This is a genomic window from Streptomyces sp. NPDC046557, assembly GCF_040645975.1.
In the GTDB taxonomy this organism is placed as follows: Bacteria; Actinomycetota; Actinomycetes; order Streptomycetales; family Streptomycetaceae; genus Streptomyces.
On the sequence record NZ_JBEYZH010000002.1, the window covers coordinates 601033 to 627776 of the forward strand.

29 protein-coding genes and 2 pseudogenes are annotated in these 26744 nt (G+C 72.7%); 14 read left to right on the forward strand and 17 right to left on the reverse strand.

What is annotated here, in order from left to right; all coding sequences use genetic code 11:
- The first annotated feature begins 53 nt into the window (after nucleotides 1–53).
- Together ABZ934_RS07915 and ABZ934_RS07920 are read left to right on the forward strand one after the other, a co-directional pair.
- Nucleotides 54–926 carry an alpha/beta hydrolase gene (locus tag ABZ934_RS07915; protein ID WP_361309821.1) on the forward strand — a complete coding sequence of 291 codons (873 nt, stop codon included), beginning with the start codon at nucleotides 54–56 and terminating at the stop codon, nucleotides 924–926.
- A 91-nt stretch (nucleotides 927–1017) separates the two neighbouring features.
- On the forward strand, nucleotides 1018–1170 hold the full coding sequence (locus ABZ934_RS07920; RefSeq protein WP_361309824.1) for a hypothetical protein: 153 nt from the start codon (nucleotides 1018–1020) through the stop codon (nucleotides 1168–1170).
- 124 nt (nucleotides 1171–1294) lie between these two features.
- On the opposite strand, the gene ABZ934_RS07925 is transcribed toward ABZ934_RS07920, so the two are convergent.
- The 4 genes from ABZ934_RS07925 to ABZ934_RS07940 all read right to left on the reverse strand — a co-directional run bounded on the left by ABZ934_RS07925 (nucleotide 1295) and on the right by ABZ934_RS07940 (nucleotide 4506).
- A complete protein-coding gene (locus ABZ934_RS07925; RefSeq protein WP_361309827.1) occupies nucleotides 1295–1900 on the reverse strand; it encodes a MarC family protein in 606 nt (201 codons plus the stop codon).
- A gap of 56 nt (nucleotides 1901–1956) precedes the next feature.
- Entirely contained in the window at nucleotides 1957–2826 is an 870-nt protein-coding gene (locus ABZ934_RS07930; RefSeq protein ID WP_361309830.1) for a PHP domain-containing protein, read from the reverse strand.
- Between the two features lie 318 nt (nucleotides 2827–3144).
- Nucleotides 3145–3786: a DUF6758 family protein gene (locus ABZ934_RS07935; RefSeq protein WP_361309833.1), complete on the reverse strand. Its 642-nt coding sequence runs from the start codon at nucleotides 3784–3786 to the stop codon at nucleotides 3145–3147.
- 135 nt (nucleotides 3787–3921) lie between these two features.
- Nucleotides 3922–4506, reverse strand: coding sequence for a suppressor of fused domain protein (locus ABZ934_RS07940; protein WP_361309836.1), 585 nt, complete (start codon nucleotides 4504–4506; stop codon nucleotides 3922–3924).
- 409 nt (nucleotides 4507–4915) lie between these two features.
- Between ABZ934_RS07940 and ABZ934_RS07945 the strand changes: the two genes are divergently transcribed.
- Nucleotides 4916–6037 (forward strand): magnesium and cobalt transport protein CorA, encoded by a 1122-nt coding sequence (locus tag ABZ934_RS07945; RefSeq protein ID WP_361309839.1) that lies wholly within the window; start codon nucleotides 4916–4918, stop codon nucleotides 6035–6037.
- A gap of 58 nt (nucleotides 6038–6095) precedes the next feature.
- Nucleotides 6096–6608: a hypothetical protein gene (locus tag ABZ934_RS07950; protein ID WP_361309841.1), complete on the forward strand. Its 513-nt coding sequence runs from the start codon at nucleotides 6096–6098 to the stop codon at nucleotides 6606–6608.
- A 46-nt stretch (nucleotides 6609–6654) separates the two neighbouring features.
- Here ABZ934_RS07950 and ABZ934_RS07955 read toward each other — a convergent pair whose 3' ends face one another.
- Entirely contained in the window at nucleotides 6655–7449 is a 795-nt protein-coding gene (locus tag ABZ934_RS07955) for a hypothetical protein (RefSeq protein ID WP_361309844.1), read from the reverse strand.
- 210 nt (nucleotides 7450–7659) lie between these two features.
- Between ABZ934_RS07955 and ABZ934_RS07960 the strand changes: the two genes are divergently transcribed.
- From ABZ934_RS07960 to ABZ934_RS07970, 3 genes are all read left to right on the forward strand, one after another.
- The gene (locus tag ABZ934_RS07960) at nucleotides 7660–8931 is read left to right on the forward strand and encodes a CBS domain-containing protein (RefSeq protein ID WP_361309847.1); all 1272 of its coding nucleotides are present in this window, start codon (nucleotides 7660–7662) and stop codon (nucleotides 8929–8931) included.
- Between the two features lie 190 nt (nucleotides 8932–9121).
- On the forward strand, nucleotides 9122–9628 hold the full coding sequence (locus ABZ934_RS07965; RefSeq protein WP_361310315.1) for a DUF1003 domain-containing protein: 507 nt from the start codon (nucleotides 9122–9124) through the stop codon (nucleotides 9626–9628).
- An 87-nt stretch (nucleotides 9629–9715) separates the two neighbouring features.
- Nucleotides 9716–10831 (forward strand): P-loop NTPase, encoded by a 1116-nt coding sequence (locus ABZ934_RS07970; protein ID WP_361310318.1) that lies wholly within the window; start codon nucleotides 9716–9718, stop codon nucleotides 10829–10831.
- A gap of 73 nt (nucleotides 10832–10904) precedes the next feature.
- Here the strand turns inward: ABZ934_RS07970 and ABZ934_RS07975 are convergent, their stop codons facing one another.
- The 5 genes and pseudogenes from ABZ934_RS07975 to sigE all read right to left on the reverse strand — a co-directional run bounded on the left by ABZ934_RS07975 (nucleotide 10905) and on the right by sigE (nucleotide 15139).
- Entirely contained in the window at nucleotides 10905–11642 is a 738-nt protein-coding gene (locus tag ABZ934_RS07975) for a hypothetical protein (RefSeq protein WP_361309850.1), read from the reverse strand.
- Nucleotides 11643–11778: 136 nt separating this feature from the next.
- Entirely contained in the window at nucleotides 11779–12228 is a 450-nt protein-coding gene (locus tag ABZ934_RS07980) for a sec-independent translocase (RefSeq protein ID WP_361309853.1), read from the reverse strand.
- A 139-nt stretch (nucleotides 12229–12367) separates the two neighbouring features.
- Entirely contained in the window at nucleotides 12368–13576 is a 1209-nt protein-coding gene (locus ABZ934_RS07985) for a trypsin-like peptidase domain-containing protein (RefSeq protein WP_361309855.1), read from the reverse strand.
- A gap of 331 nt (nucleotides 13577–13907) precedes the next feature.
- Nucleotides 13908–14363: pseudogene (locus tag ABZ934_RS07990) on the reverse strand (zf-HC2 domain-containing protein); the annotation flags it as partial.
- Entirely contained in the window at nucleotides 14360–15139 is a 780-nt protein-coding gene (gene sigE / locus ABZ934_RS07995; protein WP_361309858.1) for an RNA polymerase sigma factor SigE, read from the reverse strand. The pseudogene ABZ934_RS07990 and the gene sigE, both read right to left, overlap by 4 nt.
- Before the next feature lie 188 nt (nucleotides 15140–15327).
- Between sigE and ABZ934_RS08000 the strand changes: the two genes are divergently transcribed.
- A complete protein-coding gene (locus ABZ934_RS08000; protein WP_361309861.1) occupies nucleotides 15328–15990 on the forward strand; it encodes a class I SAM-dependent methyltransferase in 663 nt (220 codons plus the stop codon).
- Nucleotides 15991–16092: 102 nt separating this feature from the next.
- Here the strand turns inward: ABZ934_RS08000 and ABZ934_RS08005 are convergent, their stop codons facing one another.
- Nucleotides 16093–16260 carry a DUF3117 domain-containing protein gene (locus ABZ934_RS08005; protein WP_003966491.1) on the reverse strand — a complete coding sequence of 56 codons (168 nt, stop codon included), beginning with the start codon at nucleotides 16258–16260 and terminating at the stop codon, nucleotides 16093–16095.
- 331 nt (nucleotides 16261–16591) lie between these two features.
- Between ABZ934_RS08005 and ABZ934_RS08010 the strand changes: the two genes are divergently transcribed.
- Entirely contained in the window at nucleotides 16592–17395 is an 804-nt protein-coding gene (locus tag ABZ934_RS08010) for an enoyl-CoA hydratase-related protein (RefSeq protein WP_361309864.1), read from the forward strand.
- 58 nt (nucleotides 17396–17453) lie between these two features.
- Here ABZ934_RS08010 and ABZ934_RS08015 read toward each other — a convergent pair whose 3' ends face one another.
- Both ABZ934_RS08015 and ABZ934_RS08020 read right to left on the reverse strand, forming a co-directional pair.
- The gene (locus tag ABZ934_RS08015) at nucleotides 17454–18035 is read right to left on the reverse strand and encodes a DNA-3-methyladenine glycosylase I (RefSeq protein WP_361309867.1); all 582 of its coding nucleotides are present in this window, start codon (nucleotides 18033–18035) and stop codon (nucleotides 17454–17456) included.
- A 38-nt stretch (nucleotides 18036–18073) separates the two neighbouring features.
- Nucleotides 18074–18358 (reverse strand): annotated as a pseudogene (locus ABZ934_RS08020) (DivIVA domain-containing protein); the annotation flags it as partial.
- 76 nt (nucleotides 18359–18434) lie between these two features.
- Here ABZ934_RS08020 and folP point away from each other — a divergent pair.
- Entirely contained in the window at nucleotides 18435–19295 is an 861-nt protein-coding gene (folP, locus tag ABZ934_RS08025) for a dihydropteroate synthase (protein WP_361309869.1), read from the forward strand.
- A gap of 120 nt (nucleotides 19296–19415) precedes the next feature.
- Here folP and ABZ934_RS08030 read toward each other — a convergent pair whose 3' ends face one another.
- Together ABZ934_RS08030 and dapE are read right to left on the reverse strand one after the other, a co-directional pair.
- Nucleotides 19416–20240, reverse strand: a complete 825-nt coding sequence (locus ABZ934_RS08030; protein WP_361309872.1) for a TIGR00730 family Rossman fold protein — start codon at nucleotides 20238–20240, stop codon at nucleotides 19416–19418.
- Between the two features lie 64 nt (nucleotides 20241–20304).
- A complete protein-coding gene (gene dapE, locus ABZ934_RS08035; protein ID WP_361309875.1) occupies nucleotides 20305–21384 on the reverse strand; it encodes a succinyl-diaminopimelate desuccinylase in 1080 nt (359 codons plus the stop codon).
- 98 nt (nucleotides 21385–21482) lie between these two features.
- Here dapE and ABZ934_RS08040 point away from each other — a divergent pair, with 98 nt between their 5' ends.
- Together ABZ934_RS08040 and ABZ934_RS08045 are read left to right on the forward strand one after the other, a co-directional pair.
- Entirely contained in the window at nucleotides 21483–22442 is a 960-nt protein-coding gene (locus ABZ934_RS08040) for a hypothetical protein (protein WP_361309878.1), read from the forward strand.
- 252 nt (nucleotides 22443–22694) lie between these two features.
- On the forward strand, nucleotides 22695–23048 hold the full coding sequence (locus ABZ934_RS08045) for an ATP-binding protein (protein WP_361309880.1): 354 nt from the start codon (nucleotides 22695–22697) through the stop codon (nucleotides 23046–23048).
- 147 nt (nucleotides 23049–23195) lie between these two features.
- On the opposite strand, the gene dapC is transcribed toward ABZ934_RS08045, so the two are convergent.
- Both dapC and fdxA read right to left on the reverse strand, forming a co-directional pair.
- A complete protein-coding gene (gene dapC, locus ABZ934_RS08050; RefSeq protein ID WP_361309883.1) occupies nucleotides 23196–24293 on the reverse strand; it encodes a succinyldiaminopimelate transaminase in 1098 nt (365 codons plus the stop codon).
- Between the two features lie 177 nt (nucleotides 24294–24470).
- Nucleotides 24471–24797, reverse strand: coding sequence for a ferredoxin (gene fdxA, locus ABZ934_RS08055; RefSeq protein ID WP_356739959.1), 327 nt, complete (start codon nucleotides 24795–24797; stop codon nucleotides 24471–24473).
- Between the two features lie 117 nt (nucleotides 24798–24914).
- Between fdxA and ABZ934_RS08060 the strand changes: the two genes are divergently transcribed.
- Together ABZ934_RS08060 and ABZ934_RS08065 are read left to right on the forward strand one after the other, a co-directional pair.
- Complete coding sequence (locus ABZ934_RS08060) at nucleotides 24915–25898, forward strand: GNAT family N-acetyltransferase (RefSeq protein WP_361309886.1); 984 nt, start codon at nucleotides 24915–24917, stop codon at nucleotides 25896–25898.
- Entirely contained in the window at nucleotides 25895–26686 is a 792-nt protein-coding gene (locus ABZ934_RS08065) for a transglutaminase-like domain-containing protein (RefSeq protein WP_361309889.1), read from the forward strand. Before ABZ934_RS08060 ends, ABZ934_RS08065 begins: the two co-directional genes overlap by 4 nt.
- The last annotated feature ends 58 nt before the right edge of the window (nucleotides 26687–26744 follow it).

Consider the following 26744-nt stretch of genomic DNA (forward strand, 5'->3'; position numbering starts at 1 on the left):
CGTTCGCGTACCGGAGCCCGCACCACGGGCTACGGGCCGGTAACCTCGGGCCCATGAGCAAGCCGCCCCGCCTGACCCTGCCGTCCGTCGCCCGCGCGCACCGTCTCGGGACCGCGCGCGGGGAGTTCGCCGTGCACGAGGCGGGTGAGCCGCTGCGCGGCACGGCCCTACTGGTTCCCGGCTTCACGGGCAGCAAAGAGGACTTCATCGGCCTGCTGGAGCCGCTGGCCGCCGCCGGCTACCGGGTGGTCGCGGTCGACGGGCGCGGCCAGTACGAGAGCCCCGGCCCGCGCGACGAGTCCGCGTACACCTGCGAGGAGCTGGCACGGGACCTACTGGCCCAGGCCGAGGCGCTGGACGCCGGGCCGGTCCACCTGGTCGGCCACTCCCTGGGCGGTCTGATCTCCCGCGCGGCCGTGCTGCGCGACGCCGCGCCCTTCGCCTCCCTCACCTTGCTGAGCAGCGGTCCTGCCGCGATCGCCGAGGACCAACAGGCCCGTACGAAGCTGCTCATCGCGGCGCTGGAGGCGCTACGGGACGACATGCCGGCGATGTGGGCCGCGATGCGCGCCCAGGACCCGGCGGACGCCGTGCCGGACTCGCCCGCGCTGGCGGGCTTCCTGCGCGAGCGGTGGTTGGCCACGGTGCCGGAGCAGCTGATCGGCACGGGGCGGGTACTGATCTCGGAGCCGGACCGGGTGGCGGAGCTGGCGGACGTACCGCTGCGCAAGCTGGTGCTGTCGGGGGTGGTCGACTACGCCTGGCCGGTGCCGCTGATGGACGACATGGCACGGCGCTTGAGTGCGGCGCGAGTCGTCGTCGAAGGAGCCGAACACTCCCCGAACGCGGAGAACCCACAGGTCACGGCGGGTGCGCTCGCCGCCTTCTGGGACACGTCCGCGATCCCGACCGCGGCGATTCGTTAGCGAAGGAAAAAATTTCCTTAGCGTAGGGAATGTTTGCGGCTTACACTTCGTTATGCCAGTGCAAGTGAAACACTGACGAAGGGAGAAGCCCATGCGCTTCGAGATTCTGCGCCTGGACGATGTCCACGGAAGCGCCGTGGACAGCACCGTCGTGGACGCGGCCTCCGTCAACCGGATCGTGCAGCACGCCGCATCGGTCGGCCAGCGCATTCTGATCCGACCGGCCGAGACCGCGTCCAACTGATCAGCTTTCCGCGATAGACGACGAGACGAACGAGACGCGAAATGCCCCGCACCGGACCGGCGCGGGGCATTCGCATGTACGGGGTCGGGCGCAAGGGCGCACACGGCGCACTGCGCACCGCGCCTCAGGCGTTGTGCATGACCTGGAGCACCCCGTTGATGATCTGCTGGACGGCGATCGCGGACAGCATCATGCCGGCGAGGCGCGTCACCAGGACGACCCCGCCGTCCTTGATCACCCGGATGATCACCAGGGAGTAGCGCATGGTGATCCACAGCACGACGTGCATGGCGATGATCGCCGACCAGACGGAGACCTGCCCGCCGAAGCCGTCGGCCTTCTGCACCGCCAGGATGACGGACACGATCGCGCCCGGGCCCGCCAGCAGGGGCATGCCGAGCGGCACGAGCGCGACGTTCACGTCCTTGGTCTGCTTGGGCTCGTCCGTCTTGCCGGTGAGCAGGTCCAGCGCGATCAGCAGCAGGAGCAGACCGCCCGCGATCATCAGCGCCGGGACGGACACGTGCAGGTAGTCGAGGATCTGTTGGCCGCAGACCCCGAATACGGCGATGACACCGAAGGCCACGCAGACGGCCTGCCAGGCCATGCGGCGCTGCACCTTGGTGGCGCGGCCCGAGGTCAGGGCGAGGAAGATCGGTGTGATCCCCGGGGGGTCCATAATCACAAAAAGCGTGAGAAATAGGGATCCGAAGACGGCGAAATCAAACACAGTGATGCCTTGCAGGAGAGAGGGGTGTAGCGAAAGGGCCGGGGACGGGCGAGGGCTCAGGCCTCGTGGCGCCGTCCACCGGCGCCGGGAACGGGGAAGGCCCCGGTGGCGCGGCGCGTGATCTCGCCGTAGATCTCGGGGTCGGTCGTGTACTCCCCGAGGCGGCAGGTCTTGCGGCTGCCGTGGTAGTCGCTGGACCCGGTCGTCAGCAGGCCGAATTCGTCCGCCAGCGCGCGCAGTCGGGCGCGCGTCGCGGTGTCGTGGTCCATGTGGTCGACCTCGATGCCGTCCAGGCCGGCCGCCGCCAGTTCGGCGATGGCGCTCTCGGGCACGCACCGGCCGCGCTTGAGGGCGGCGGGGTGGGCGAAGACGGTGACCCCGCCGGCCGCCTTCACCAGGCGGATCGCCTCGAAGGGGTCGAGTTCGTGCTTCTCGGCGTAGGCCCGGCCGCCGTCGGCGAGCCAGTCGGGCGTGAACGCGTCGGAGACGGTGGGCACGACGCCGAGTTCGACGAGGGCGGCGGCGATGTGCGGGCGTCCCACGGACCCGGCACCGGCGATCCGGGCGACCTGCTCCCAGGTGATGTCCACGCCGAGGGCCCGCAGCTTGCCGATCATGGCCTGGGCGCGGGGGGTGCGGTCGTCGCGGACCAGCTCCCGTTCGGCGTGCAGCTCGGGCTCCTCGGGGTCGAAGAGGTAGGCGAGCATGTGCACCCCGATCCCGTCGAGCCGGCAGCTCAGCTCCGCTCCGGTGACCAGGGTGAGCCCCCGCGGCAGCGCCGCGACGGCCTCGGCGTAGCCGCCGACGGTGTCGTGGTCGGTCAGCGCGACGACGTCCAACCCGGCGGCGGCCGCGTTGCGGACCAGCTCGGCGGGGGTGTCGGTGCCGTCGGAAGCGGTGGAGTGGGCGTGCAGGTCGATGCGCACTGCCGAGCTCCAGCTTCTACGGTCGGACAAAGGGGGACGCTCCAGGATACCCGGGCCCGGCCCTCACCCGGCACGACCGGTGTCCCGGCCTTCCGCCCCGCCATCTTCCGTCCTCGGCGGCGTCCGAGGACCGGTCGCCCGGCGCGTCGCTGTGAACCGCACCGGCGCCCGGATTCCGCCCCGCGGCCCGGCGGCCCGGCGCCGCGACGGACGGAGTCTCCCCGACAGTCTCCCCAGGGTGCCCCCGGCGCAGCCGCCCAGAGCACGGGGTCCTCGCCAGGCCGGGGCTTCCCGGGGCAGAGCGGTGCGAGGACCGCGTCAAGAGGACAAAATGCGCGGGCTCAGCGCGCCGCAGGGGACCAGTTCCACCTCGGCGCCCGCCTCGCGCAGGTCGGTCAGGACGAGTTCGTCGTACATCAGCAGCCCCGTCTGCTCGGGCCAGACCACGGCCCACAGCCACAACCCGCGCGCCTCGCCGGCGAACACGGCCCGGTCGTCCGGGGCTCCCTTGACGTGCCACAGCGGCGTCGGCCGGCCCGCCGCGACGACCTTGGCGTGCGGCGGCGCCGACACGTCCATGAACGGGCCGGGGTCGGGCGCGTCGATCCCCGCGTACCGCGCACCGAGGCCGACACCGAGTTCCTCCGCGACGAGCACCAGCTCCCCCATGCCGCCCAGCGGCCCGGGGCCCGAACAGGCGACGGCGGTGGCGCGCCCCCCGCTGCGGTCGTCGCCGGCGGCGGCGACGCCGGTGAACAGCCAACCCACCGGCAGGGGCCACGGCATCCACACCGGTACGTGTGCCCGGTGCACTATGACGCCCAGGCCCTCGACGCTGGGCGGGATCACAGGCTGTAGGGGATGGACGGCGCCGTGCACCGCGCACTGCCAGGAGTCGGCGAAAAGACCGGGCGCTCGGACCCGGCCACCGCACTTCGGGCAACTCGGTTCGCCCCTCATAAGAAGCACGCTCCTCCCCGCCCGGCGCCCCGTCAAGGCACGCTCACCCGTCCGGATGCCATCCGTACCCGCGACGACGGGGGCTCAGTCCGGTCTCACGGTCCGGTGCCCCGGCCCGATCCTCGGTCCGCTCCATCAGTCCAGTGCGACGGCCGTACGCAGAGGGTCCCGCAGATCCGTGCCGCGCGCGAGCCAGCGCTCCTGAAGGGCGGCCGCCCCGTGCACCCGCTTCCAGGCGGCCTCGTTCGCCGTCATCGGCAGCAGCGGGAGGAACCGCACCGGCTCCAGCGGCTCGTCGAGGTCGAGATCCTCCACCAGCCCGCCCGGCTCGGCGACAAGCACGGAGCTGAACTGCGCGCCGTCCCACAGGGGTTCACCCACGTCCAGCGAGGCTCCGGGCGCCACGACCACTCCCTCGACCATCGGGGACGCGGCCAGCACCGCGAGCGGGCGGAGCACCTTGTCGGTGGGCGCGAGCCCCGCCCGCACGGTCAGCACCAGTTCGGCGCGCGGCCCGCGCAGCGGGTCGGCGACCGCTGCGGTCGGGTCGGTCATGGGGTGTGCGGACATGCCGAGGGTCGCGTACCGCACGAGGTCGCCCTCGGCGAAACGGAGTACCTCGATGCGGTCGGTGCCGAGGAAGGTGACGGCGGCGCGGGCGTCGGGTTCGCCGAACGCGTTGCGCAGCCGGGCCTCCACAAGGGCGAGAATTTCTGCCATGGAGCGAGCATAGAACTCGTATCCGGCGGGTAAAGGCGCGGTCCTGACCATGCGTCGGCTGCTAGTGTTGAAAGCTGGTCGGGGCCGCACGCAGACGCGTTGTTCCAAGGGTCCGGGCGACAGGACGTCCTCCACGGGGGACCGGCCGGAGGAGGTGGGGCTGCGATGGATCGAAGTCGATCGTGCAGTACCAATCGCTCTTCCACTTCCATGCCGGGCGTTCCGCGCCCTCTGTGATCTTCCTCGGGTGCCCTTTCGGGTCGCCGGAAGGTCGGTAGAAGAGCGACGGCAGAACGTTGTCCTCTCCGTCCTGTTTCCCTCCGTCTGCCCTGGGCCGAGTCGCCCGTGCGCAGCCGCGGAGGGCCTCCCACCCGTACGGCCCGCAGCCGTGCGCGCGAAGGAGCCTGCCATGTCGATGCTGCCCTACCTCCGTGCCGCCGTCCGTCCGGCCCTGCGCCGGTCCACTCCCGCGCAGCCCGGCTACGACACCACCCGCGACCCGTCCGCCGTCAGCGCGGTGGTGGATTGCGCCGTGTACCGCGACGGCCGGCGCGACCAGCCGGCCGGGGCGGGGTGCCTGACGCCCCGTGAGGCGATGCGCCGGGTCCGCGAGGACGGCGGGTTCGCCTGGATCGGCCTGCACGAGCCCACGGAGGCCGAGTTCGCCGGGATCGCCGCCACCTTCGGCCTGCACCCGCTCGCCGTGGAGGACGCGGTGCACGCGCACCAGCGGCCCAAGCTGGAGCGCTACGACGACACCCTGTTCACCGTCTTCAAGACGATCCACTACGTCGAGCACACCGAACTGACGTCCACCAGCGAGGTGGTGGAGACCGGTGAGGTCATGTGCTTCACGGGCCCGGACTTCGTCATCACCGTCCGGCACGGCGGCCAGGGCTCCCTCAAGGGGCTGCGCCACCGCCTCCAGGACGACTCCGAACTGCTGGCCCGCGGTCCTTCGGCGGTGCTGCACTCCCTCGCCGACCACGTCGTCGACGGCTACATCGCGGTCGCGGCGGCCGTACAGGACGACATCGACGAGGTGGAGAGCGCGGTGTTCGCCGCGCCCGCCAAGGGCGGCGGCCGCGGTGGTGACGCGGGTCGCATCTACCAGCTCAAGCGCGAGGTGCTGGAGTTCAAGCGGGCGGTGACCCCGCTGCTGCGGCCGATGGAGTTGCTCAGCGAGCGCCCGATGCGGCTGGTGGACCCCGACATCCAGAAGTACTTCCGCGACGTCGCCGACCACCTGGCGCGGGTGCACGAGCAGGTCGTCGGCTTCGACGAGCTGCTGAACTCGATCCTCCAGGCCAGCCTGGCGCAGGCTTCGGTCGCGCAGAACGAGGACATGCGCAAGATCACCTCCTGGGCGGCGATCATCGCGGTGCCGACGATGATCTGCGGCGTGTACGGGATGAACTTCGAGCACATGCCGGAACTGCACTGGCGCTACGGCTATCCGTTGGTGATGGCCACCATCGCCGGGGCCTGCCTCACCATCCACCGCGCCCTGCGCCGCAACGGCTGGCTGTGACCGCTTGCCCGCCACGGCCGGCCGTGGCCGGCCCCGGCGCCCTGGCTACCCTGTGCGCATGACTCTCAGCGCACTCGACCTGGCCCTCGTCGAGGAGGCCACCAAGAAGTCCGGACTCATCTGGGTCCGCGGCTCCGGGGCCGACCGGGCCCTGTGGCACGCCTGGGTGGACGGCGCGGCGCACGTGGTGGGCGACGGTCCCGGCGAGCAGCCGTTCCCGGGACTCGTGGACGGTGCGAGCGCCGAGGTGACCGTGCGGAGCAAGGACAAGGGCGGACGGCTGGTCGCCTGGACGGCCACCGTACGGGAGCTCCCGCCGCGCGGCGAGGCGTGGCAGGCCGCGGTCGCGGAGCTCAAGGGCAAGCGGCTGAACGCGCCAGACGCCGAGCTGATGACGGAGCGGTGGGCGCGCGAGTGCCGGCTGCTGCGCCTGGAGCCGGCGGCGGTACGGGACTCCCTGCCCGGCGGGTCGCTGGCCGCGGCCCCGCTGCCGAGCCCGGCGATCACGCGCCGGGAGATCCCGGCGGGGTTGCCGAAGCTGCTGCTCAAGCGGAAGAAGGCGGCCCGCTAGCGGGGGCGGGGCCGGGCCCTTCTCGTACGGCCCGGTCGCGCCGGGGTCAGCCGTCGGTGGGGTCGGAGCCCTGGCCGGAGCTTTTGCCCGGGCCGGGGGTGGCGCCGCTCGCGTCCTTGGTGGTGGGCAACTGGGCCCCGTAATCCACTGTCTGGTCCTCCGCGGGCGCGGTCAGGGGGAAGTTCTGGCCCCAGTCGCCGAGTTGCACCCGCCCGGCGCCGCCCGCGCGTTCCATGAGGAGTGGGTACGGGGTGCCCTCCAGGGACACCGAGAGCCGGCCGCCCTTGCCGCCGTTCGCGAGGACCGGCACCACGCGCCCGTGCCCGACCTTGCCGTAGGCGGCCTTCGTGAGCTTGCCGTCGAGGCCTAGCAGCCCGTCCAGCAGGACGTGCATGTCGGTGAAGCCGCGGAACTGCTTGTAGGTGGGGTCGCTCTGGGGCACCTTCACGAACTTGTCGCCGAGCTTCCCGGCCGAGTCCGACTTGCCCCAGAAGGCGGCGTTCGCCTTCAGGTACAACTGTTCGCCGATGCGCAGCACCTGGAAGGTGTCCTGCTGGGACTTGACCTCGCCGGAGCCGCCGTCGCCCTTGAGCCGCATGTCGAGGGTGAAGGTCTTGCCGCCGGTGACCACCGACCCGGACAGGTGCACCGAGGAGGCCGCCGAGGCCGCCGCCTTGGCCTTCGCCTCGATCTGGTCCGCGGGCAGCTTGCCGACGCCGTTGGTGCCCTTGTCGGGGTCCTCGCCGCCGCCGCAGCCCGTGACGGTGACGGTGAGGCCCGCGCACAGCACGCCGATGAAGGCGGCCCGGCGCAGGCGAGCGGCGGGGAAGTAGGCGGTCACGTGCGGGTGCCTCCCGGTCGGTCCTCTGGGGCAGCAGGCAGCGTACCCGCCCGTCCCGCACGGCCCGCGCCCGGTGCGCCGGCCGCCCGGCCCGCCCCGTACGGACGCCGTGCGACGGCCCCACCATGACGCCTTCCCGGCGCACGGGCTAGCCTGAGCCTCGGCAGGACTGTTGATCGACGGTCGGTACACGTTCTAGGAGGCGCTCGGATGGCTGCTGGCGCCCCGCGGATCTTCGTCTCGCATCTGTCGGGTGTGCCCGTCTTCGACCCCAACGGCGACCAGGTGGGCCGGGTGCGCGACCTCGTCGCCATGCTGCGCGTCGGCGGGCGACCGCCGCGACTGCTGGGCCTGGTGGTCGAGGTGGTCAGCCGGCGGCGGATCTTCCTGCCGATGACCCGGGTGACGGGCGTGGAGTCCGGGCAGGTCATCACCACCGGGGTCGTCAACATGCGGCGCTTCGAGCAGCGCCCCACCGAGCGGCTGATCCTCGGCGAGCTGCTGGACCGGCGCGTGAAGCTGGTGTCGACCGGCGAGGAGGTCACCGTCCTGGACGTGGCCATCCAGCAGTTGCCGGCCCGCCGGGACTGGGAGATCGACCGGATCTTCGTCCGCAAGGGCAAGGGCGGCGCGCTGCGCCGGCGTGGCGAGACCCTGACCGTGGAGTGGTCGGCGGTGACCGGGTTCTCGCTGGAGGAGGAGGGCCAGGGCGCCGAGAACCTGGTGGCCACCTTCGAGCAGATGCGCCCGGCGGACGTGGCGAACGTGCTGCACCACCTGACGCCGAAGCGGCGCGCCGAGGTGGCCAGCGCCCTGGACGACGACCGGCTGGCCGACGTCATGGAGGAGCTGCCCGAGGACGAGCAGGTGGAGATCCTCGGCAAGCTCAAGGAGGAGCGGGCGGCCGACGTCCTGGAGGCGATGGACCCGGACGACGCGGCCGACCTGCTGTCCGAGCTGCCGGAGGACGACAAGGAGCGGCTGCTGAGGCTCATGAAGCCGGACGACGCGGCCGACGTGCGGCGTCTGCTGTCCTACGAGGAGCGCACGGCGGGCGGCCTGATGACCACCGAGCCGATCGTGCTGCGCCCGGACGCGACGGTCGCGGACGCGCTGGCCAGGGTGCGGCAGTCGGACCTGTCCCCGGCGCTCGCGGCGCAGGTGTACGTGTGCCGGCCGCCGGACGAGACGCCGACGGGCAAGTACCTGGGGACGGTGCACTTCCAGCGGCTGCTGCGCGATCCGCCGTTCACGCTGGTCAGCTCGATCGTGGACACGGATCTGCCGCCGCTGCGGCCGGACGCCTCGCTGCCGGTGGTGACGAGCTACCTGGCCGCGTACAACATGGTCGCGGTGCCGGTCGTGGACGAGAGCGGCTCGCTGCTGGGCGCGGTGACCGTCGACGACGTGCTCGACCACCTGCTGCCCGACGACTGGCGGGAGACGGACTTCCATTCCGAGGAGGCCGTGCGTGGCCACTGAGCGGGGGCGCGGGCGAGCGGAGCGCGGCGACGGGCCGCGCGGCGAGGCGGCGCGCGAACGGCGGCGGGAGCGGCGTGAGCAGGCCCGGGAGGGACTGTCCGAGCAGCTGGAGGCGGCGGAGCGGCTGCGGCAGGAACGGCTGGAACGCTCCGAGCGGGCCAAGGCGGGCGCGCCCTCCGGGGCGAGCGCGCTGACGCGTTCGCGCGTCCGGCTGGACCAGCCGCGGCCGGCGCGCCGGCGGCTGCTGCCCGAGTACGACCCGGAGGCGTTCGGTCGGCTCTCGGAGCGGGTCGCGCGGTTCCTGGGCACGGGCCGGTTCATCGTCTGGATGACGGTCGTCATCGTCGCCTGGGTGCTGTGGAACGTCTTCGCGCCACCGCACCTGCGCTGGGATGAGTACCCCTTCATCTTCCTGACGCTGATGCTGTCCCTCCAGGCGTCGTACGCGGCCCCGCTGATCCTGCTCGCGCAGAACCGGCAGGACGACCGGGACCGGGTCAATCTGGAGCAGGACCGCAAGCAGAACGAGCGCTCCATCGCCGACACGGAGTACCTGACCCGGGAGATCGCCTCGCTGCGGATGGGCCTGGGCGAGGTCGCGACGCGCGACTGGATCCGCTCGGAGTTCCAGGACCTGATCAAGGAGATGGACGAGCGGCGGCTGCTCGCGCCCGAACGTGACGAAGGCGACCGCTGACGGGCTTACCGGGGGCGTGCTACCGAGCCGTACCATCGGGTCATGGCTACCGACACAAGCTCCGCCGCTGCACCCGGGCAGGACGCGATCCTGGACGCGCTGGCGACGGTGAACGACCCCGAGATCCACAAGCCGATCACCGACCTCGGCATGGTCAAATCGGTGGAGATCGGCGACGGCGGCGCGGTCGCGGTCACGGTCTACCTGACGGTGTCGGGCTGCCCCATGCGGGAGACCATCACCAAGAACGTCACCGAGGCCGTGGAGCGCGTCGCGGGCGTCACCTCCGTCGCCGTCACCCTCGACGTGATGAGCGACGAGCAGCGCAAGGACCTCGCGGCCACCCTGCGCGGCGGCACCGCCGAGCGCGAGGTGCCCTTCGCCAAGCCGGGCTCGCTGACGCGTGTGTACGCGGTCGCGTCGGGCAAGGGCGGCGTGGGCAAGTCCTCCGTCACGGTCAACCTGGCGGCGGCGATGGCCGCCGACGGCCTCAAGGTCGGCGTCGTGGACGCGGACATCTACGGCCACAGCGTGCCGCGCATGCTCGGCGTGGAAGGCCGGCCCACCCAGGTCGAAAACATGATCATGCCGCCGTCGGCGCACGGCGTGAAGGTCATCTCCATCGGCATGTTCACGCCGGGCAACGCGCCGGTCGTCTGGCGCGGTCCGATGCTGCACCGGGCGCTCCAGCAGTTCCTCGCGGATGTCTTCTGGGGCGACCTGGACGTGCTGCTGCTGGACCTGCCGCCGGGCACGGGCGACATCGCGATCTCGGTGGCGCAGCTCGTGCCGAACGCCGAGATCCTCGTGGTGACCACCCCGCAGCAGGCCGCGGCCGAGGTCGCCGAGCGGGCCGGCTCGATCGCCGTGCAGACCCACCAGAAGATCGTCGGTGTCGTGGAGAACATGTCGGGCCTGCCCTGCCCGCACTGCGACGAGATGGTCGACGTGTTCGGCTCGGGCGGTGGCCAGAAGGTGGCCGACGGCCTGACCAAGACGATCGGCGCGAGCGTGCCGGTGCTGGGCAGCATCCCGATCGACGTGCGGCTGCGCGTGGGCGGCGACGACGGGAAGCCCGTCGTGCTGTCCGACCCGGACTCCCCGGCGGGCGCGGCGCTGCGCGCGATCGCCGGAAAGCTGGGCGGGCGCGCCCGCGGTCTGTCGGGCATGTCGCTGGGGATCACGCCTCGCAACAAGTTCTGAGCACGGAAACGGCGAAGGGCACCGCGGGCTTCCCGCGGTGCCCTTCGCCGTTCCGGTCGGCCGTTCGGCGTCGCTACGCGTACGTGCCGAGGTCGGCGATGGCCGAGAAGCCGAGGCCGTACGCGCTCATCCCGCGCCCGTACGCGCCCAGGTGCACCCCCGCCCTGGTGGAGCCGGCGAGCACCCAGCCGAACTCCGACTCGCGGTAGTGGAAGGTCGTCGGCTCCCCGTCGACCGGCAGCGAGAGCGTCGACCAGTCGGCGCCTTCGAGGTCGTCGGCGAGTTCCCAGGCGGCCTCGGTCTGCTGGTCGAGCCAGTCGTTGCGCAGGGTGTGGTCCATCTGGCCGGGCCAGCTGTAGGCGAGCAGCCCTGAGCCGGCCAGCCAGGCGGCGGAGGCGACGGAGGTGGCCTCCAGGACGCCCGTGCCGTCGCCGCTGCGGCGCAGCGGGTTGCTGGCCACGGTGATGACCACCGCGAAGCGTTCCTTCTCGCCGGTGGCGATCTCGCCGCGGGCGGAGGGCTCGTCGCCGTGCCCGGTCGCACCGTGCTCGACGGTGCCGTCGGCGGCGGCGCCCACCTGCATGAGCCAGCGGGGGCCGGTGAAGGCCCCGTCCAGCCCGTACCAGGGGAAGTCTGCCCGCAGGTAGCCGTCGATCGCCCGACGGGCCGTCGGGGCGGACGCGGCGCTCTCCTGGGTCTGCGGCGGTGCGGGGGGCCGCTCGGGCTCCGGGGTCGGCTGTGGTGCGGCGGCGGGGGCCTCGGCGGTGGCTTCCGCGGGCTGTGCCCCTACCCGGCTGCTGGTCGTCTCCATCTGGGCGCCTCTCGTTCCGTGGGGTCCGGAACGGCCCTCCCCTCGCTGCGCGGGGGGATCCCATCCTCGGGTGCCCTGCGTCCGGACAGATGGAGAGGATAGCCATCCGGTCCCGGATCGCCGGGCAGGCAGTGGCCTAGGTGGCGTCGGCGTCGAACGGTGTGAGCTGTTCGGGGGCGGGGGCGGCGGGCTTCTTCACCAGGTCCGGACCGGTCCCGACGGCGGGCGTGGCGACGGTGCCGGCCACGGCCGGGCCGGGGCGCGTCTCCCTGCCGTTGACGGCGTCGGTGACCTCGTTCAGCTCCTTGCGGAGGTCGAAGCTGCCGCGGATCTCCCTGAGGTCCTCGTTCTCCGCCAGGTGCTTGCGGATGAAGGTCTTGGGATTGAGGTCCTCGAACTCGAAGTCCTTGAACTCGGGGCCCAGTTCCGAGCGGATGTCCTGCTTGGCGCTGTCCGAGAACGACCGGATCTTGCGGATGACCCCGCTGACGTCCTGGATCACCTTCGGCAGCTTGTCCGGGCCGAAGATGAGGATGGCGAGCACCACGATCGTGACCAGTTCGAGTGCGCCTATGTCGTTGAACACCTTGCCGCTCCTCGGCTCTCTCCACGTCCGGCCTGCACCACGGTACCCGGCCCCGCGTCCGGGCCCCTACGTCAGGAGGCCCCCGATCCCGCTTTCGGCCCCGCGCGCCCCGGCCCGGGTGTCCGGGGCCGCCCCGGGCTCATGATCCGCCGGCCGAGCCGAGGACCACTTCCAGCGTGCGCTCCCTGCCCGCGCGCAGCACCGTGAGCGTCAGCGCGTCGCCGGGGCGGTGGGCCCGGATCTTGATGATCAGCTCGTCACCGCCGTGGACGCGCTGTCCGTCCACCTGCGTGATCACGTCGCCCGCCGCGATCCCGGCGCGGGCGCCCGGCCCGCCGGCGGCGACCGACGGCTTGCCGTCCTCGCCCTTGGCGCCGACCCGTGCTCCGTCGCCGGTGTACTGCATGTCGAGGGTGACACCGATCACGGGATGGGTGGCGTGGCCGGTGCGGATCAGTTCTTCGGCGACCCGTTTGCCCTGGTTCACGGGGATGGCGAAGCCCAGGCCGATGCTGCCGCTCTGGCGGGCGCCCTCGTCTCCGTCCTGCGCCTTGTCGGCGCCCCGGATCGCGCTGTTGATGCCGATCACGCGGGCCTGGGAGTCCAGGAGCGGGCCACCGGAGTTGCCCGGGTTGATGGGGGCGTCGGTCTGGAGCGCGTCGACGTAGCTGACGTCGCTGCCGTCACCCTTGTCGCCGCCCGCGGTGATGGGGCGGCCGGTGGCGCTGATGATGCCGGCGGTGACGGTGTTGGAGAGGTCGAACGGCGCGCCGATGGCCACCACCGGGTCGCCGACCCGTACGTTCTCGGAGTTCCCGAGGGCCAGCGGGCGCAGGCCGCGTACCCCGTCGACCTTGACCACGGCCAGGTCGTAGCCGCCGTCGCGGCCCACCAGTTCGGCGACGACGCTCTCACCGGTACTGAACGTGACCGTTATGTCCTTGGCGTCGGCGACGACGTGGTTGTTGGTGAGGATGTGGCCCTCGCCGTCGAGGACGAAGCCGGTACCGGTGCTGCCGCCGCTACCGCTGCTGACATGCAGGGTGACGACGCCGGGCAGGGCGGTGGCGGCGATCCCGGCCACGCTATCGGGGGCACGGTCCTTGTGGTCGACGGCGGCCTGCGGGAGGTGGAGGCGGGTGCTGCTCCGGCGCTCACCGAGGACGCCGAGGTATCCGCCGATACCCCCGGCGAGCAGGGCGATGACGACGCCGACGGCCATGAGCTGCCACATCCGCGGCCCGCGGCGGGGCTCCGCTCCCGAGTCGACGACCTGCAACGGGGCGGCGGCCCAGGGGTCGTAGCGGGGCGCCGGGGCCGGTTGTTCGGTGTGCTGATCGTCGGACATGCACTCCCCCGCGGCTGGCGGACTCCCACAGCTGTCGCACCGCCGGGCGGCGCCTTCGGCGCCGATTCAATCAGGTCCGCGCGCGTCCCGTGGCGCCGCCCCGGCCCCGCGCGGGGCCACTGGACGCGCGGGGCCACGGGACGCGCGGTCAGTGCGCCAGGGACACGGCGGGGCGGCCCGAGACCGGCGCGGAGGGCGCCGGCACCCCGCGGGGCGCGAAGGTGGGCAGCACCCCGGGGCTCGGCAGCCGGTCGCGGACCACCGCGTCGGTCAGGGGTACGTACGGTCCCGGCCGCGCGGCGGGTGCGTCACCCCGCGAGGCGCCCGGCTCCGCGGAGTCCAACGGCAGGGCGCCGCCCAGGGCGAGCGCGGCGAGCGAGACCGCACCGGCCGCGACGAACGCGAACCGGCGTCTGGGGCGGCCCGGCTCGTGGGGCCGGCCGCCCTCGTGGATACGGAGGGCTTCACGCGGCGCGTCCGGTGCCACGTACCCGAAGGTCGGCGTCGGGGCGCCGCCGCCCGGCGACCCGGAGGGCGGGCTGCCGGGATCACCGCCCGGCAGACCCTGCAGGCGGGCGAGCAGCCCGGCGGACAGCGGCGGCGGAGCGCTCTCCACGAACAGCGTCTTGAGCCGGCGCTGGGCGTCGGCTTCGGTCTTGCACTTGGGGCAGGTCGCCAGATGCGCGAGCACCCGCTCGCGGGCGTCGTGGCCCAGCTCCCCGTCGACCAGGGCGGCGAGGCGGTCGCCCAGGTGCTGTTCGGCGGGGGACGGTCGAGGTCCGGTCACTCGGTTCCGCCCTCTCCCCCGGCACCGGGGGCGCCCACCGCCGCACCCGCCAGCGCGCGCTGCTCCGCGCGGGCCTCGGGAGAGCGGTGCTTGAGCGCCCTGCGCAGGTGCGAGCGGCCCCGGTGGATGCGGCTGCGCACGGTGCCGAGCTTGACGCCGAGCGTGGCGGCGATCTCCTCGTAGGACAGGCCCTCGATGTCGCAGAGGACGACGGCCGCACGGAACTCGGGCGCGAGGGTGTCCAGCGCCTGCTGCACGTCCGCGTCGAACTGGGTGTCGTGGAGTACCTGTTGGGGGGACGGCTCACGGCTGGGCAGCCGCTCGGCGGCGTCGTCGCCGAGCGCGTCGAACCGGATCCGCTGCTTGCGGCGGACCATGTCCAGGAAGAGGTTGGTGGTGATCCGGTGCAGCCAGCCCTCGAACGTACCGGGCGTGTAGGTGGACAGCGAGCGGAAGACGCGGACGAAGACTTCCTGCGTCAGGTCTTCGGCGTCGTGCTGGTTGCCCGTCAGGCGGTAGGCAAGGCGGTACACCCGCGCGCTGTGCGTGCTGACGATCTCCTCCCAGGAGGGAGGCGTCCACGCCTGCGGTCCCGCGTCGGCGGCAAAGGTCGCGGTGGTTGCGGTGTCGGCGGTGTGGAAGCGGTCAGCAGTCTCGGTCACGGATTTCGGCTCACCTGCCGACCAGAAGAGACGTCGGAACACGCCTCCACGATCCGTAGGCGCAGCCGCACCTCCCCTATCGGCTCTGGCGGTGTCCAGTGGAGCCCCTACCATAGCCACCCCTCCCGTCAGCTCCGGATAAGCATTTTTGCAGTAACTTTGCACGAGTCTTATGGGTCCGCGGCCCCCGGATTGCCGATCTGCCCTCTGCCGTCCCCTCTATCCCGCATCCGTACCGCGTCTACCCCTCCCAACGCCCGGTCCCATCTGCGGGTTCCCGACGTCAACGGATACAGTCACCGTTGCGCCAACTATGGGGACAGGAGAGGGTCATTAGCGGCAACCGGCAGACGAGCTGGGCGTTCGCCGACGCGTTTGTCGCCGAGGACGACGCTCTGCGATGGGCCCGCGACCGGTCCAGGGAAGCGGGGCTGCGCTCCGTCTCCCCGGGCACGGGGGCCGCGTTGCGCCTGCTGGCCGCCACCGCGGACGCCAAAGCGGTCGCCGAGATCGGCACCGGGACCGGCGTCTCCGGCATCCACCTCCTGTACGGGATGCGCCCGGACGGGGTACTGACCACCGTCGACCCCGAGCCGGACCGCCAGGCGTTCGCCCGCCAGGCCTTCCGCGCCGCCGGCTTCGCGGGCAACCGGGCCCGGTTCATCCCCGGCCGCGCCCTTGACGTGCTGCCGCGGCTCGCCGACGGCGGCTACGACCTCGTCTTCTGCGACGCGGACCCCACCGAGTCCCTCGACTACCTCGCCGAATCGTTGCGGCTGCTGCGTCCGGGGGGCCTGGTGTGCTTCGAGGGGGTCTTCTCCGACGGTCGTACCGTCGACTCCGCCGCCCAGCCGGTGGAGGTGCTCCGGGTCCGCGAGCTGCTGCGCAGCGTGCGCGAGAGCCCGGCCCTGGAGGCCGCGCTGCTCCCCGTGGGTGACGGCCTGCTGTGCGCGGTCCGCCGCTGACACCCGCACCCGTCGGTACGTACGACACCGCCCCGGTCGCGCGGGGCGGCCGGGGCGGTGCGGAGTTTCGTAGGCGAAGTGCCTGTCAGCGTCCTCGGGGGATCAGCCGACGACCTTCTTCAGGGCGTCACCCAGGGCGTCCGCCTCGTCCGGCGTCAGCTCGACGACAAGTCGACCGCCGCCCTCGAGCGGTACGCGCATGACGATGCCTCGCCCCTCCTTGGTGACCTCGAGCGGGCCGTCGCCCGTCCGCGGCTTCATGGCCGCCATGCTCGTTCCCCTTCCTGAAACCAGCTCATCGTCGCCGACGGCCCCATTCAGGCGCCTAGTACCCGGCATCGAACACATTGCTTCCCAGCCATTATCCCGCATGTCAGGACCCGATGACCAACATCGGCGGGGAACGCTTGTGCAACGCGCTTGACCAAAACCACTCATTTCGGGGATCCGCCTGCGATACTTCGCCGCTGCGCCCGGCGCGCGGCCTCTTCTTTCTTTGACGCACATCACATGCCCGGCGTCCTCCCGGTCCGCCATGCTGGCCCTTGCACCGGCCGGTACCGGCCGGTAGCCAAGACCGCGACGAAGGGGGACCCCCGACATGGCCGACAGCGTGCTCTACGAAGTGACCGACGGACTCGCCACCATCACGATCAACCGGCCCGACGCGATGAACGCCATGAACACCGAGGCCAAGGTCGCCCTGCGCGACGCCGTGCGGGCCGCCGCGGGCGACGTTGAGGTACGCGCGGTCCTGCTCACGGCGGCCGGCGGCCGGGCCTTCTGCGTGGGCCAGGACCTCAAGGAGCACATCGGTAACCTCGCGGCCGACCGCGAGAGCGGCTCCTCGCTGACGATGAGCACGGTCGCGGACCACTACAACCCCATCGTGCGGGCGCTGACGGAGATGCCGAAGCCTGTCGTGGCGGGCGTGAACGGGGTCGCGGCGGGGGCCGGCTTCGGCTTCGCGCTCGCGGCGGACTTCCGCGTCGTGGCCGACACGGCCTCCTTCAACACCTCCTTCGCCGGGGTGGCGCTGACCGCCGACTCGGGCGTCTCCTGGACCCTCCCGCGGCTGATCGGCGCCTCGCGCGCGAGCGACCTGCTGCTGTTCCCGCGCTCGGTCACGGCGCAGGAGGCGTACGAGCTCGGCATCGCGAACCGCGTCGTCCCGGCGGACGCGCTGGCCGCCGAGGCCGAGTCGGTGGCCCGTACCCTCGCCTCGGGCCCGACCGTCGCCTACGCGGCGATCAAGGAGTCACTCGCGTACGGGGCGTCCCACTCGCTGGCGGAGGCCCTGGCCCAGGAGGACGTCCTCCAGACCCGCGCCGGCGCCTCCGCGGACCACGGCATCGCGGTCGAGGCGTTCCTCGCGAAGCAGCCCCCGAAGTACCTGGGCCGCTAGCGGCCATACCCGGGGGCGGCCGGCGGGGCCGCCCCCGGGCGGGATCAGCCGGGCGGGATCAGTCCCGGTGGCGGAAGCCGCAGGCTGCGAGGTGGTCGTCGACCAGGCCGCACGCCTGCATCAGGGCGTAGGCCGTCGTCGGTCCGACGAAGCGGATGCCGGCCTTCTTGAGCGCCTTGGCGAGCGCCGTGGACCGCTCCGTCACCGCCGGGACGTCCGCGAGGGTCCGCGGGGCCTTGCCCGGCTCGGGGGCGTACGACCAGATCAGCGCGTCGAGCTCACCCGGCTCCCAACCCGCGAGCACCTTCGCGTTCGCCAGTGTCGCCTCGATCTTCATCCGGTTGCGGATGATGCCCGGGTCCAACATCAGCCGCTCCGCGTCGCTCGCGTCGAACCGCGCGACCGCCTCGATCGCGAAGTCCGCGAACGCCTTGCGGAAGCCCTCGCGCCGCCGCAGGATCGTGATCCACGACAGCCCGGACTGGAACGCCTCCAGGCACAGCCGCTCGTACAGCGCGTCGTCCCCGTGGACCGGGCGGCCCCACTCCGTGTCGTGGTAGGCGATGTACTCCGGCGCCGAGAGCGCCCACGGGCAGCGCAGGATGCCGTCCGGTCCGGCCGTCGCCGGGGCGCCGCTCACCGGTCCTCTTTGGTGAGGTCGACGCGGGCGTGGGCGGTGGCGGCGGTCAGCTCCGCGATGCGCGCGTCCCGCTCGGCAAGCTCGGCCGCCAACCGGTCCAGTACGTCGTCCACCTCGGCCATCCGGTAGCCGCGCGGCGCGACCGGCAGCCGCAGGGCGTCGATGTCCGCCCGCACCACCGGCCGGGTCTCGGGCAGCGCGTCGGCCACCCGGTCCGGCTCCGCCTCGGGCAGCACGGCCTCCGAACCTCCGCCGACCACCGCGAGGGTGACCGCGGCCACGACCACGACCAGCGCGATCAGCAAGAACCAGAACACGATCAACTCCCCTGAGAGACTCCGGCCACCAGGTTAAGGTCGCAGGCGAGGCGCGAGGGCCGCCGAAGGAGGAAAGAGCAGGATGCTGCGACTGGGCAGGCGTGAGTTCGACACCCACGAGCCGGTGATCATGGCCATCGTGAACCGGACCCCGGACTCCTTCTACGACCAGGGCGCGACGTTCCACGACGAGCCCGCGCTGGACCGGGTCGAGCAGGCGGTGGCCGAGGGTGCCGCGATCATCGACATCGGCGGGGTCAAGGCGGGCCCCGGCGAACACGTCGACGCCGCCGAGGAGGCCCGCCGTACGGTCGGATTCGTCGCCGAGGTGCGCCGCCGCCACCCGGACGTGGTGATCAGCGTGGACACCTGGCGGCACGAGGTGGGCGAAGCGGTGTGCGAGGCCGGCGCGGACGTCCTGAACGACGCGTGGGGCGGGGTCGACCCCAAGCTGGCGGAGGTGGCGGTCCGCTACGGCGTCGGGCTGGTCTGCACGCACGCGGGCGGGGTCGAGCCGCGGACCCGACCGCACCGGACCGCGTACGAGGACGTGATGGCGGACGTCCTGCGGGTCACGGTGGGCCTGGCCGAGCGGGCCGTCGCACTCGGGGTGCGCCGCGACGCCGTCATGATCGACCCGGGCCACGACTTCGGGAAGAACACCCGGCATTCGCTGGAGGCCACCCGGCGGCTGGGCGAGATGACGGCGACGGGCTGGCCGGTTCTGGTGTCGCTTTCCAACAAGGACTTCGTCGGCGAGACCCTCGACAAGCCGGTGAAGGAACGTCTGCTCGGCACCCTCGCCACGACGGCCGTGTCCGCCTGGCTCGGCGCGCAGGTGTACCGCGTGCACGAGGTCGCGGAGACCCGGCAGGTGCTCGACATGGTGGCGTCCATCCAGGGCCACCGGCCCCCGGCGGTCGCCCGCCGGGGACTCGCCTGACCCCGTCGGGGTCCTGCCCGGACGCCCCGATGGTCCGCGGCCCGCGGCCGAAGGCCGGCGCAACCGCTCGACGCCGGGGAGGCGCCCCGGCGTCGAACCGCGCGAGAGGGGCGTCGGGAATCAGTCGCCGCTCTCCCGGGCCGCCTCTGCGGTCGCGGCACGGGCGGCGCGTTCGTTCGTGCCCTCGCCGACTTCCTTGCTGACCAGCGTCACGGCCTCCTCCACGTCGTCCGTCACGTGGAAGAGGCACAGGTCGTACTCGGACGCCTTGCCCTGGGCGACGACGGTGTTCTTCAGCCAGTCGATCAGGCCGCCCCAGTACTCCGTGCCGAACAGCACGATCGGGAAGCGGGTGATCTTCCGGGTCTGGACCAGGGTCAGGGCCTCGAACATCTCGTCCAGCGTGCCGAGCCCGCCGGGCAGCACGACGAAGCCCTGGCTGTACTTCACGAACATCGTCTTGCGGACGAAGAAGTACCGGAAGTTCAGCCCGAGGTCGACGTGCTGGTTCAACCCCTGTTCGAAGGGCAGCTCGATGCCCAGCCCCACCGAGATCCCGTTGGCCTCCCGGGCGCCCTTGTTGGCCGCCTCCATCGCGCCCGGGCCGCCGCCCGTGATGACGGCGAAGCCGGCGTCCACGAGCGCGTGCCCGATCCGTACGCCCGCCTCGTACTCCGGCGAGCCCTCCGGGGTACGGGCCGAACCGAACACGCTGATCGCCGGCGGCAGCTCCGCCAGCGTGCCGAACCCCTCGATGAACTCCGACTGGATGCGCAGGACCCTCCACGGATCGGTGTGCACCCACTCGGAGGGTCCGGCGGAATCCAGCAGCCGCTGGTCCGTCGTGCTGCCCGCCTGCACCTGGCTCCGCCTGCGCAGCACCGGTCCGAGCTGCTGCTCCTCGGGCCGACGAGCGAAACCCTCGGAATTGCGGTGGTTGCCCATGATGTGCTCCCTCCTGCCGATCGTTGGATCAGGTTAGGCGCACAAAGGTGGCGAGGAGCGGAATTCAGGAGGTCAGCCAGGCGCGGAGTCGCTCTTCACAGTGCAGGATCGCCTTCGTCTCGACCCGCTCGTCGACCTTGTGCGCCAGCAGCGCGTCGCCCGGGCCGTAGTTGACCGCCGGTACGCCCAGCGCGCTGAAGCGGGCCACGTCGGTCCAGCCGAACTTGGGCATGGCGCGGCCGCCGACCGCCTCCATGAAGGCCGCGGCGGCCGGGTGGGACAGGCCCGGGAGGGCGCCGCCGGAGAAGTCGTCGACCACGAACTCGGCGATGTCGCAGTCCGCGAAGACCTCCTTCACGTGCGCCAGCGCCTCTTCCCCGCTCCGGTCCGGGGCGTAGCGGAAGTTGACCGTCACCGTGCAGGAGTCGGGGATGACGTTGTTGGCGACGCCGCCCTCGATGCGGACCGCGTTGAGGCCCTCGTGGTACTCCAGGCCGTCGATGACGGGCTTGCGGGCCTCGTACGCGGCGAGCCGCGCGAGGATCGGGGCGGCGCCGTGGATGGCGTTGGAGCCCATCCAGCTCCGCGCGGAGTGGGCGCGCTCGCCGGCCGTGCGGAGCAGTACCCGCAGGGTGCCCTGGCAGCCGCCCTCGACCTCGGCGTTCGACGGCTCCAGCAGGACCGCGAAGTCGCCCTTCAGCCAGTCGGGGTGGGCCTCGGCGACCTTTCCCAGGCCGTTGAGGTCGGCGGCGACCTCCTCCTGGTCGTAGAAGACGAAGGTGAGGTCCCGGTTGGGCGCGGGCACCGTAGCCGCGATCCGCAGCTGCACGGCGACGCCGGACTTCATGTCCGTGGTGCCGCAACCCCACAGGACGTCGTTCTCGTCCAGGCGGGAGGGCACGTTGTCGGCGATCGGGACCGTGTCGAGGTGACCGGCGAGCACGACGCGCTCGGCGCGGCCGAGGTGCGTGCGGGCGACGACGTTGTTCCCGAAGCGGTCCACCGTCAGGTGCGGAAGGCCGCGCAGCGCGCGCTCCACGAGGTCGGCGAGGACCTTCTCGTCGCCGCTCACGGAGGGGATGTCGACGAGCCGGGCGGTCAGCTCGGCAGCGTCCAGGGTGAGGTCCAGCTCGGATTCGGACATGAGCCGACCCTAACGCCCGGCCGGTGGAGAGGGCCTGCCGGTCCGGCGGGTGGACGCGTCCGGCGAGCCGGTCACACAGCTCAAGTACGGTGGGCCGCGTGTCCCCCACCGATCACTCCAGCCCGCGCCGTCGCCGACCCCTGCTCAAGGTCGCCGGTCTGCTCGTTCTGCTCGCGCTCGGCGGTTACCTCGTCGTGCAGTACCAGTCCAACGGCGGGGTCGGCGCCCCGCACTGCACGGCCGGCGCGCCCGGGGGCCGGAGCGGCGGCGAGCCGTACCGGATGTCGCCGGAGCAGGCGGGGAACGCGGCGACGATAGCCGCCGTCGGCGTCGCCAAGGGCGTTCCCGACCGGGCGGTCACCATCGCGCTCGCCACCGCCATGCAGGAGTCGGGGCTGCGCAACCTCGACCACGGCGACCGGGACTCGCTCGGGCTGTTCCAGCAGCGTCCCTCGCAGGGGTGGGGCACGCCGCAGGAGATCCGCGACCCGGTGTACGCGGCGGGGATCTTCTACGACCGGCTGCTGGAGGTCCGGGGCTGGGCGCGGCTGCCGCTGACCGAGGCCGCGCAGGAGGTGCAGCTCAGCGGTTTCCCGCAGGCGTACGCCAAGCACGAACCGAACGCGACCGTCCTGACGGCGGCCTTCGCGGGCGGCGGCTCGGTGACGTGCGGCGGGCCGGCGCCCACCGAGCCCGGCCGGCCCGAGCGGGTGCGGGCGGAGTTGGTGCGGATCTTCGGCAAGCAGGTGCGGGTGGACACCCCCGCCGGCCCCTCCCCCGCGAAGGAGGGCGCCGCCGCCCCGGAGGCGGAGGTCACCGTAGGGCAGCCGCAGGGTCCCGCGGACGCGGCGTTCCGGCGCGCGCGGGTGGTGGCGTACTGGGCGGTTGCGCACTCCCACGACCTGGGGATCGCCCGGGTCTCGTACGCCTCCCGGGGCTGGACGGCGGGCGGGGCGGGCGGCGGGTGGCAAAGCGAGCGGGCCGCGTCCGCGCGGTCCGGTGCGCCGGGGGACGCGACCGCGCAGGCGGACGAGGTACGGATCTTCGTGCACCGCTGACCCCGGCTGTGAACGGCCCCCCGGCCCGGATATCGCTCGGGCGTGCGGGACGTCCCCCGCCCGGGGGTGACCGGCGCGGGGGCGCCCGTGGCGCGGAAGGCACGGAATGCCTGGTCGGCCCCGGTCCGGTGCGCTTGTCGCGGAACCCGATTAAACGATGCGTTACCGATCCTTTACCGATCGGGTCCGCAACTTACCCCGCCCCGGGAGCGGTTGTACCGGCGTACTCAGCCGCTAACGCTTAGGAGCATCATGTCCCTCCCCCTGACCCGTCGGATCGCCCGTACCGCGCTGCTCCTCGCAGCCGGGGCAGCTCCCGTGGTCGGTGCGGCCGGCGCGGCCAGCGCCGCGGGCCTGGAGTCCGTGCCGCAGCTGGGCGCGCTCACGTCCCCGGACGCAGCCGCCGCCACCGTCGGCGACACCGCCGCCACGGCCACGGACACCGCGGCGAAGGCCGCCCCCGCCCAGCTCACCGAGGCGGCCGGTCCGCTGCTGGCCGGTCTGCCGACCTCCGGCCTGCCCACGTCGGAGCTGCCCACCTCGGGCCTGCCGGCCGCGCCGCAGCTTCCGCTGAACGCCGGACCGCTGGGCGGTCTCGGCCACTGACCCGCCGCCGCGGGAACCGAGGTCCTGTCGTCGAAGTTCCGCCTGGCCAGCGCTACTTCGACGACAGGACCGAGGGCCCGGGAGTGCGAACTCCCGGGCCCTCGGGCTGTTCCGGACCTGTCCGGCCTGCCGGGCCGGCGGAGCCGTTTACGCGCCGAGCCGCTTGACCGCGGCCGCGACCCGCTCGTCGGTGGCGGTGAAGGCGACGCGGACGAAGTTCGCGCCCGCCTCGCCGTAGAAGTCGCCCGGCGCGACCAGGATGCCCAGCTCCGCGAGGTGGGCGACCGTCTGCCAGCAGGGCTCGTCGCGGGTGGCCCACAGGTACAGGCTGGCCTCGCTGTGTTCGATGCGGAAGCCGTGCGCCTCCAGGGCCCCGCGCAGCGCCTCCCGGCGGGCGGCGTACCGGCCTCGCTGCTCCGCCACGTGCGCGTCGTCGCCCAGGGCGGCGACGACGGCGGCCTGCACCGGCGCCGGGGTCATCATGCCGCCGTGCTTGCGGATCTCCAGCAGCTCGCCGAGCACCTCCGGGTCGCCGGCGATGAACGCCGCCCGGTAGCCCGCCAGGTTGGACCGCTTGGACAGCGAGTGGACGGCGACGAGACCCTCGTAGGAACCGCCGCACACCTCGTCGTGCAGGACCGAGACGGGCTCCGCCTCCCAGCCCAGCTCCAGGTAGCACTCGTCGCTGAAGACGAGGATGCCGTGCTCCCGCGCCCACGCCACGATCCGGATCAGCTCGTCCTTGGGGAGCACCCGGCCCGTGGGGTTGGAGGGGGAGTTGAGCCACAGCAGCTTGACGCCCGCCGGGTCGAGCTCGGTCGGGTCGTCGTAGACCACCGGCTCGGCCCCGCACAGCCGGGCGCCGACCTCGTACGTGGGGTACGCGAGCCGGGGGTAGGCGACCTTGTCGCCGGCGCCCAGGCCCAGCTGCGTCGGCAGCCAGGCCACCAACTCCTTGGAGCCGACCACCGGCAGGACGTTGCGGTGCCCGACGGTGCTCGCGCCGAGGCGCCCGCGCAGCCAGCCCGTGATCGCGTCGCGCAGGGCGACCGTCCCCCACACCGTCGGGTAGCCCGGGGAGTCGGAGGCGGCGACGAGGGCGGCGCGGATCAGCTCCGGTACCGGGTCGACGGGCGTACCGACCGACAGGTCGACGATGCCGTCGGCGTGGGCGGCCGCCGTCGCCTTGTACGGCTCCAGCTTGTCCCAGGGGAAGGCGGGAAGACGTGCGGATACTGCGGCCACGGCGCTCTCTGCTCTCTGCTCGCTCACTGCTCGCTCACTGGTCCTGCTCGCTACGGGTCCTGCTCGCCGCCGGCGCTGCCCGCTAGTGCTCCGGCGGGCGGCGCCGCGGAAACGGCTCGGTCCCGCGCGGCACGGGGCCGTACGGGACCGAGGCACACTGCGGCGGGGCGACGGCCGTCAGTGGCCCTCGCCCATCGGCGGCAGGGCGGCGATGAAGGGGTGGTCCCGCTCGATCAGGCCCAGCTTGGAGGCGCCACCGGGCGAACCGAGATCGTCGAAGAACTCGACGTTCGCCTTGTAGTAGTCCTTCCACTCCTCCGGGGTGTCGTCCTCGTAGAAGATGGCCTCGACCGGGCAGACCGGCTCACACGCACCACAGTCGACGCATTCGTCCGGGTGGATGTACAAGGACCGCTGGCCCTCGTAGATGCAGTCGACGGGGCACTCTTCGATGCATGCCTTGTCCTTGACGTCGACACAAGGCTCCGCGATGACGTAGGTCACGCTCTCGTTCCTCCTCGGTAGGGCTTTCCATATCGCGCGGGAGCGCGGCGTCGTCGATGCCCACGCCTAGTATCTCCGTTCCCGGGCACGATCCGAACAGGAGGGGCGGACAGAGCTGTGGAAATCACTGCCGGTGGACTGCTGGAGATCCGTATTACCCACGCTGACGTGGGTAAACGGGTTTCTGTGCGACGGGTGGAGGCGGACCTGAGCGGGCGCCCCTCGTTCACGGACACGGTCGGGGTTCTCACATCCTGGACCGAGGGTGTGCTCACGATCACACGCAAGGACGGGCTTTCCGTCCACATCGCGGAATCGACGCTGGTAGCAGGCAAGATCGTCCCTCCGGCGCCGGCCCGACGCAAGGGGCCCGCGGCGTCCTTCGAGGAGCTGGCGCGGGTCACCGCGCGGGCCTGGCAGCCGCTGGAGAGCGAGCCGCTGGGCGAGTGGACCTTGCGGGCGGCGGCGGGATTCACCCGGCGGGCCAATTCGGCGCTGCCGCTGGGCGACCCGGGTATACCCCTGGACGAAGCACTCGCGCGAGTGACGTCCTGGTACGCGCGACATCGCCTTCCGGCGTACGTACAGGCCGCGACCGGCGCGCTCGGCACCCAGGAACGGCTGTGCGCGGAGCTGGAACGGCGCGGCTGGGCGAACGAGGTCTCGGCGGAGGTCCGGATCGCGGCGCTGGCCCCGATCGGGGACGTGGAGGCCGCCGCGGCGTCCGAGGTCCGGCTGACTCGGGCGCCCGACGAGGAGTGGCTCGGGCGGTACGGACGGGTGAAGGATCCCGAGGTGGCCCGGAAGGTGCTGGTCGCCGGGCCCTCGGTGTGGTTCGCGACGCTGCCCGGACGGGCGATCGGACGCATGGTGGTGGACGGCCGGTGGGCCGGCTTCGCGGCGGTCGAGGTCGATCCGGGTGAGCGGCGCCGGGGCCACGCGACGGCGGTGATGGCGGCCCTGGCCCGGCGGGCCCTGGAGGAGGGCGCCTCGGCGGCGTGGCTCCAGGTGGAGACCGACAACCCGGGCGCCCGGGCGCTGTACGACGGGATGGGCTTCGCGACGCACCACGCCTACCACCACTTCCGGGCGGCGGTGTGAGCCCCGGCCGGCGTGCGCGGTTCGCGGCGGAGGCCCGCTCCGAGCGGCCGGACCTGGCGCTGTTGTGCCTGCTGCTGGCGACGGAGGCGGATCCCGGGCTGGACGAGCCCGCCATGGACCGGGCGCAGATCGAGCTGGACCGGCTGGCGGGGATGCTGCCGTACGGGCTGCGCGGCGGGGCGGCGTGGGCGTCGGCGGTGACGGAGCTGCTGGGCGGCCGGCTGGGTTTCCACGGGACTCCGGCCGACTACGACCGGCTCTCGTCCTCGCTGCTGCACGAGGTGCTCGGTCGTCGCCGGGGGCTGCCGATCCTGCTGTCCGTGGTCTGGCTGGAGGTGGCCCGGCGCGCGGGTGCGCCGGTGTACGGGCTGGGGCTGCCGGGGCACTTCGTGGTGGGCTTCGGGGACCCGGAGGAGGGGGTGGTGGTGGACCCCTTCGCGGGGGGCGCCTCGCTCGGGGCGGGCCCGGCGGAGCAGGCGACCGGGCCGCGCACGCCGGCCCGCACGCTGGACATCGTCCTGCGGATCCTCAACAACATCCGGGCGTGGGCCGCCACTCGGCCGGAGCAGTCGGGGGTGGCGCTGTGGGCGTTGGACCTGTCGCTGCTGCTGCCCTCGCACCCCGCGTCGCTGCGGTACGAGCGGGCGCGGGTGCTGGTGGAGCGGGGGGAGTTCGTGACGGGCGCGGCGGAGCTGGAGGCGTACGCGGAGGTGGTCGACGCGGTGGACACGGCGGCGGCGGCCCGCGTCCGCGCGGAAGCCCTCTCGGCCCGGGCCCTGCTGAACTGACCGCCCGATGGGCGGGGCCCGGGGCCGGCCCGGGGCCGGGCCGGGGCCGGGCCGGGGC

Excerpts from the sequence above, each read along its gene's own strand:
- ABZ934_RS07960 (WP_361309847.1), top strand. The coding sequence starts at position 7,660 with ATGGCTGCTGGCGCCCCGCGGATCTTCGTCTCGCATCTGTCGGGTGTG.
- ABZ934_RS07935 (WP_361309833.1), bottom strand. The coding sequence starts at position 3,786 with ATGAGGGGCGAACCGAGTTGCCCGAAGTGCGGTGGCCGGGTCCGAGCG.
- folP (WP_361309869.1), top strand. The coding sequence starts at position 18,435 with ATGCTGCGACTGGGCAGGCGTGAGTTCGACACCCACGAGCCGGTGATC.
- sigE (WP_361309858.1), bottom strand. The coding sequence starts at position 15,139 with ATGGTAGGGGCTCCACTGGACACCGCCAGAGCCGATAGGGGAGGTGCG.
- dapE (WP_361309875.1), bottom strand. The coding sequence starts at position 21,384 with ATGTCCGAATCCGAGCTGGACCTCACCCTGGACGCTGCCGAGCTGACC.
- ABZ934_RS08045 (WP_361309880.1), top strand. The coding sequence starts at position 22,695 with ATGTCCCTCCCCCTGACCCGTCGGATCGCCCGTACCGCGCTGCTCCTC.
- ABZ934_RS07975 (WP_361309850.1), bottom strand. The coding sequence starts at position 11,642 with ATGGAGACGACCAGCAGCCGGGTAGGGGCACAGCCCGCGGAAGCCACC.
- ABZ934_RS07915 (WP_361309821.1), top strand. The coding sequence starts at position 54 with ATGAGCAAGCCGCCCCGCCTGACCCTGCCGTCCGTCGCCCGCGCGCAC.
- ABZ934_RS07950 (WP_361309841.1), top strand. The coding sequence starts at position 6,096 with ATGACTCTCAGCGCACTCGACCTGGCCCTCGTCGAGGAGGCCACCAAG.
- ABZ934_RS07945 (WP_361309839.1), top strand. The coding sequence starts at position 4,916 with ATGTCGATGCTGCCCTACCTCCGTGCCGCCGTCCGTCCGGCCCTGCGC.
- ABZ934_RS07985 (WP_361309855.1), bottom strand. The coding sequence starts at position 13,576 with ATGTCCGACGATCAGCACACCGAACAACCGGCCCCGGCGCCCCGCTAC.
- ABZ934_RS07940 (WP_361309836.1), bottom strand. The coding sequence starts at position 4,506 with ATGGCAGAAATTCTCGCCCTTGTGGAGGCCCGGCTGCGCAACGCGTTC.
- ABZ934_RS07920 (WP_361309824.1), top strand. The coding sequence starts at position 1,018 with ATGCGCTTCGAGATTCTGCGCCTGGACGATGTCCACGGAAGCGCCGTG.
- ABZ934_RS08030 (WP_361309872.1), bottom strand. The coding sequence starts at position 20,240 with ATGGGCAACCACCGCAATTCCGAGGGTTTCGCTCGTCGGCCCGAGGAG.
- ABZ934_RS08010 (WP_361309864.1), top strand. The coding sequence starts at position 16,592 with ATGGCCGACAGCGTGCTCTACGAAGTGACCGACGGACTCGCCACCATC.
- ABZ934_RS08005 (WP_003966491.1), bottom strand. The coding sequence starts at position 16,260 with ATGGCGGCCATGAAGCCGCGGACGGGCGACGGCCCGCTCGAGGTCACC.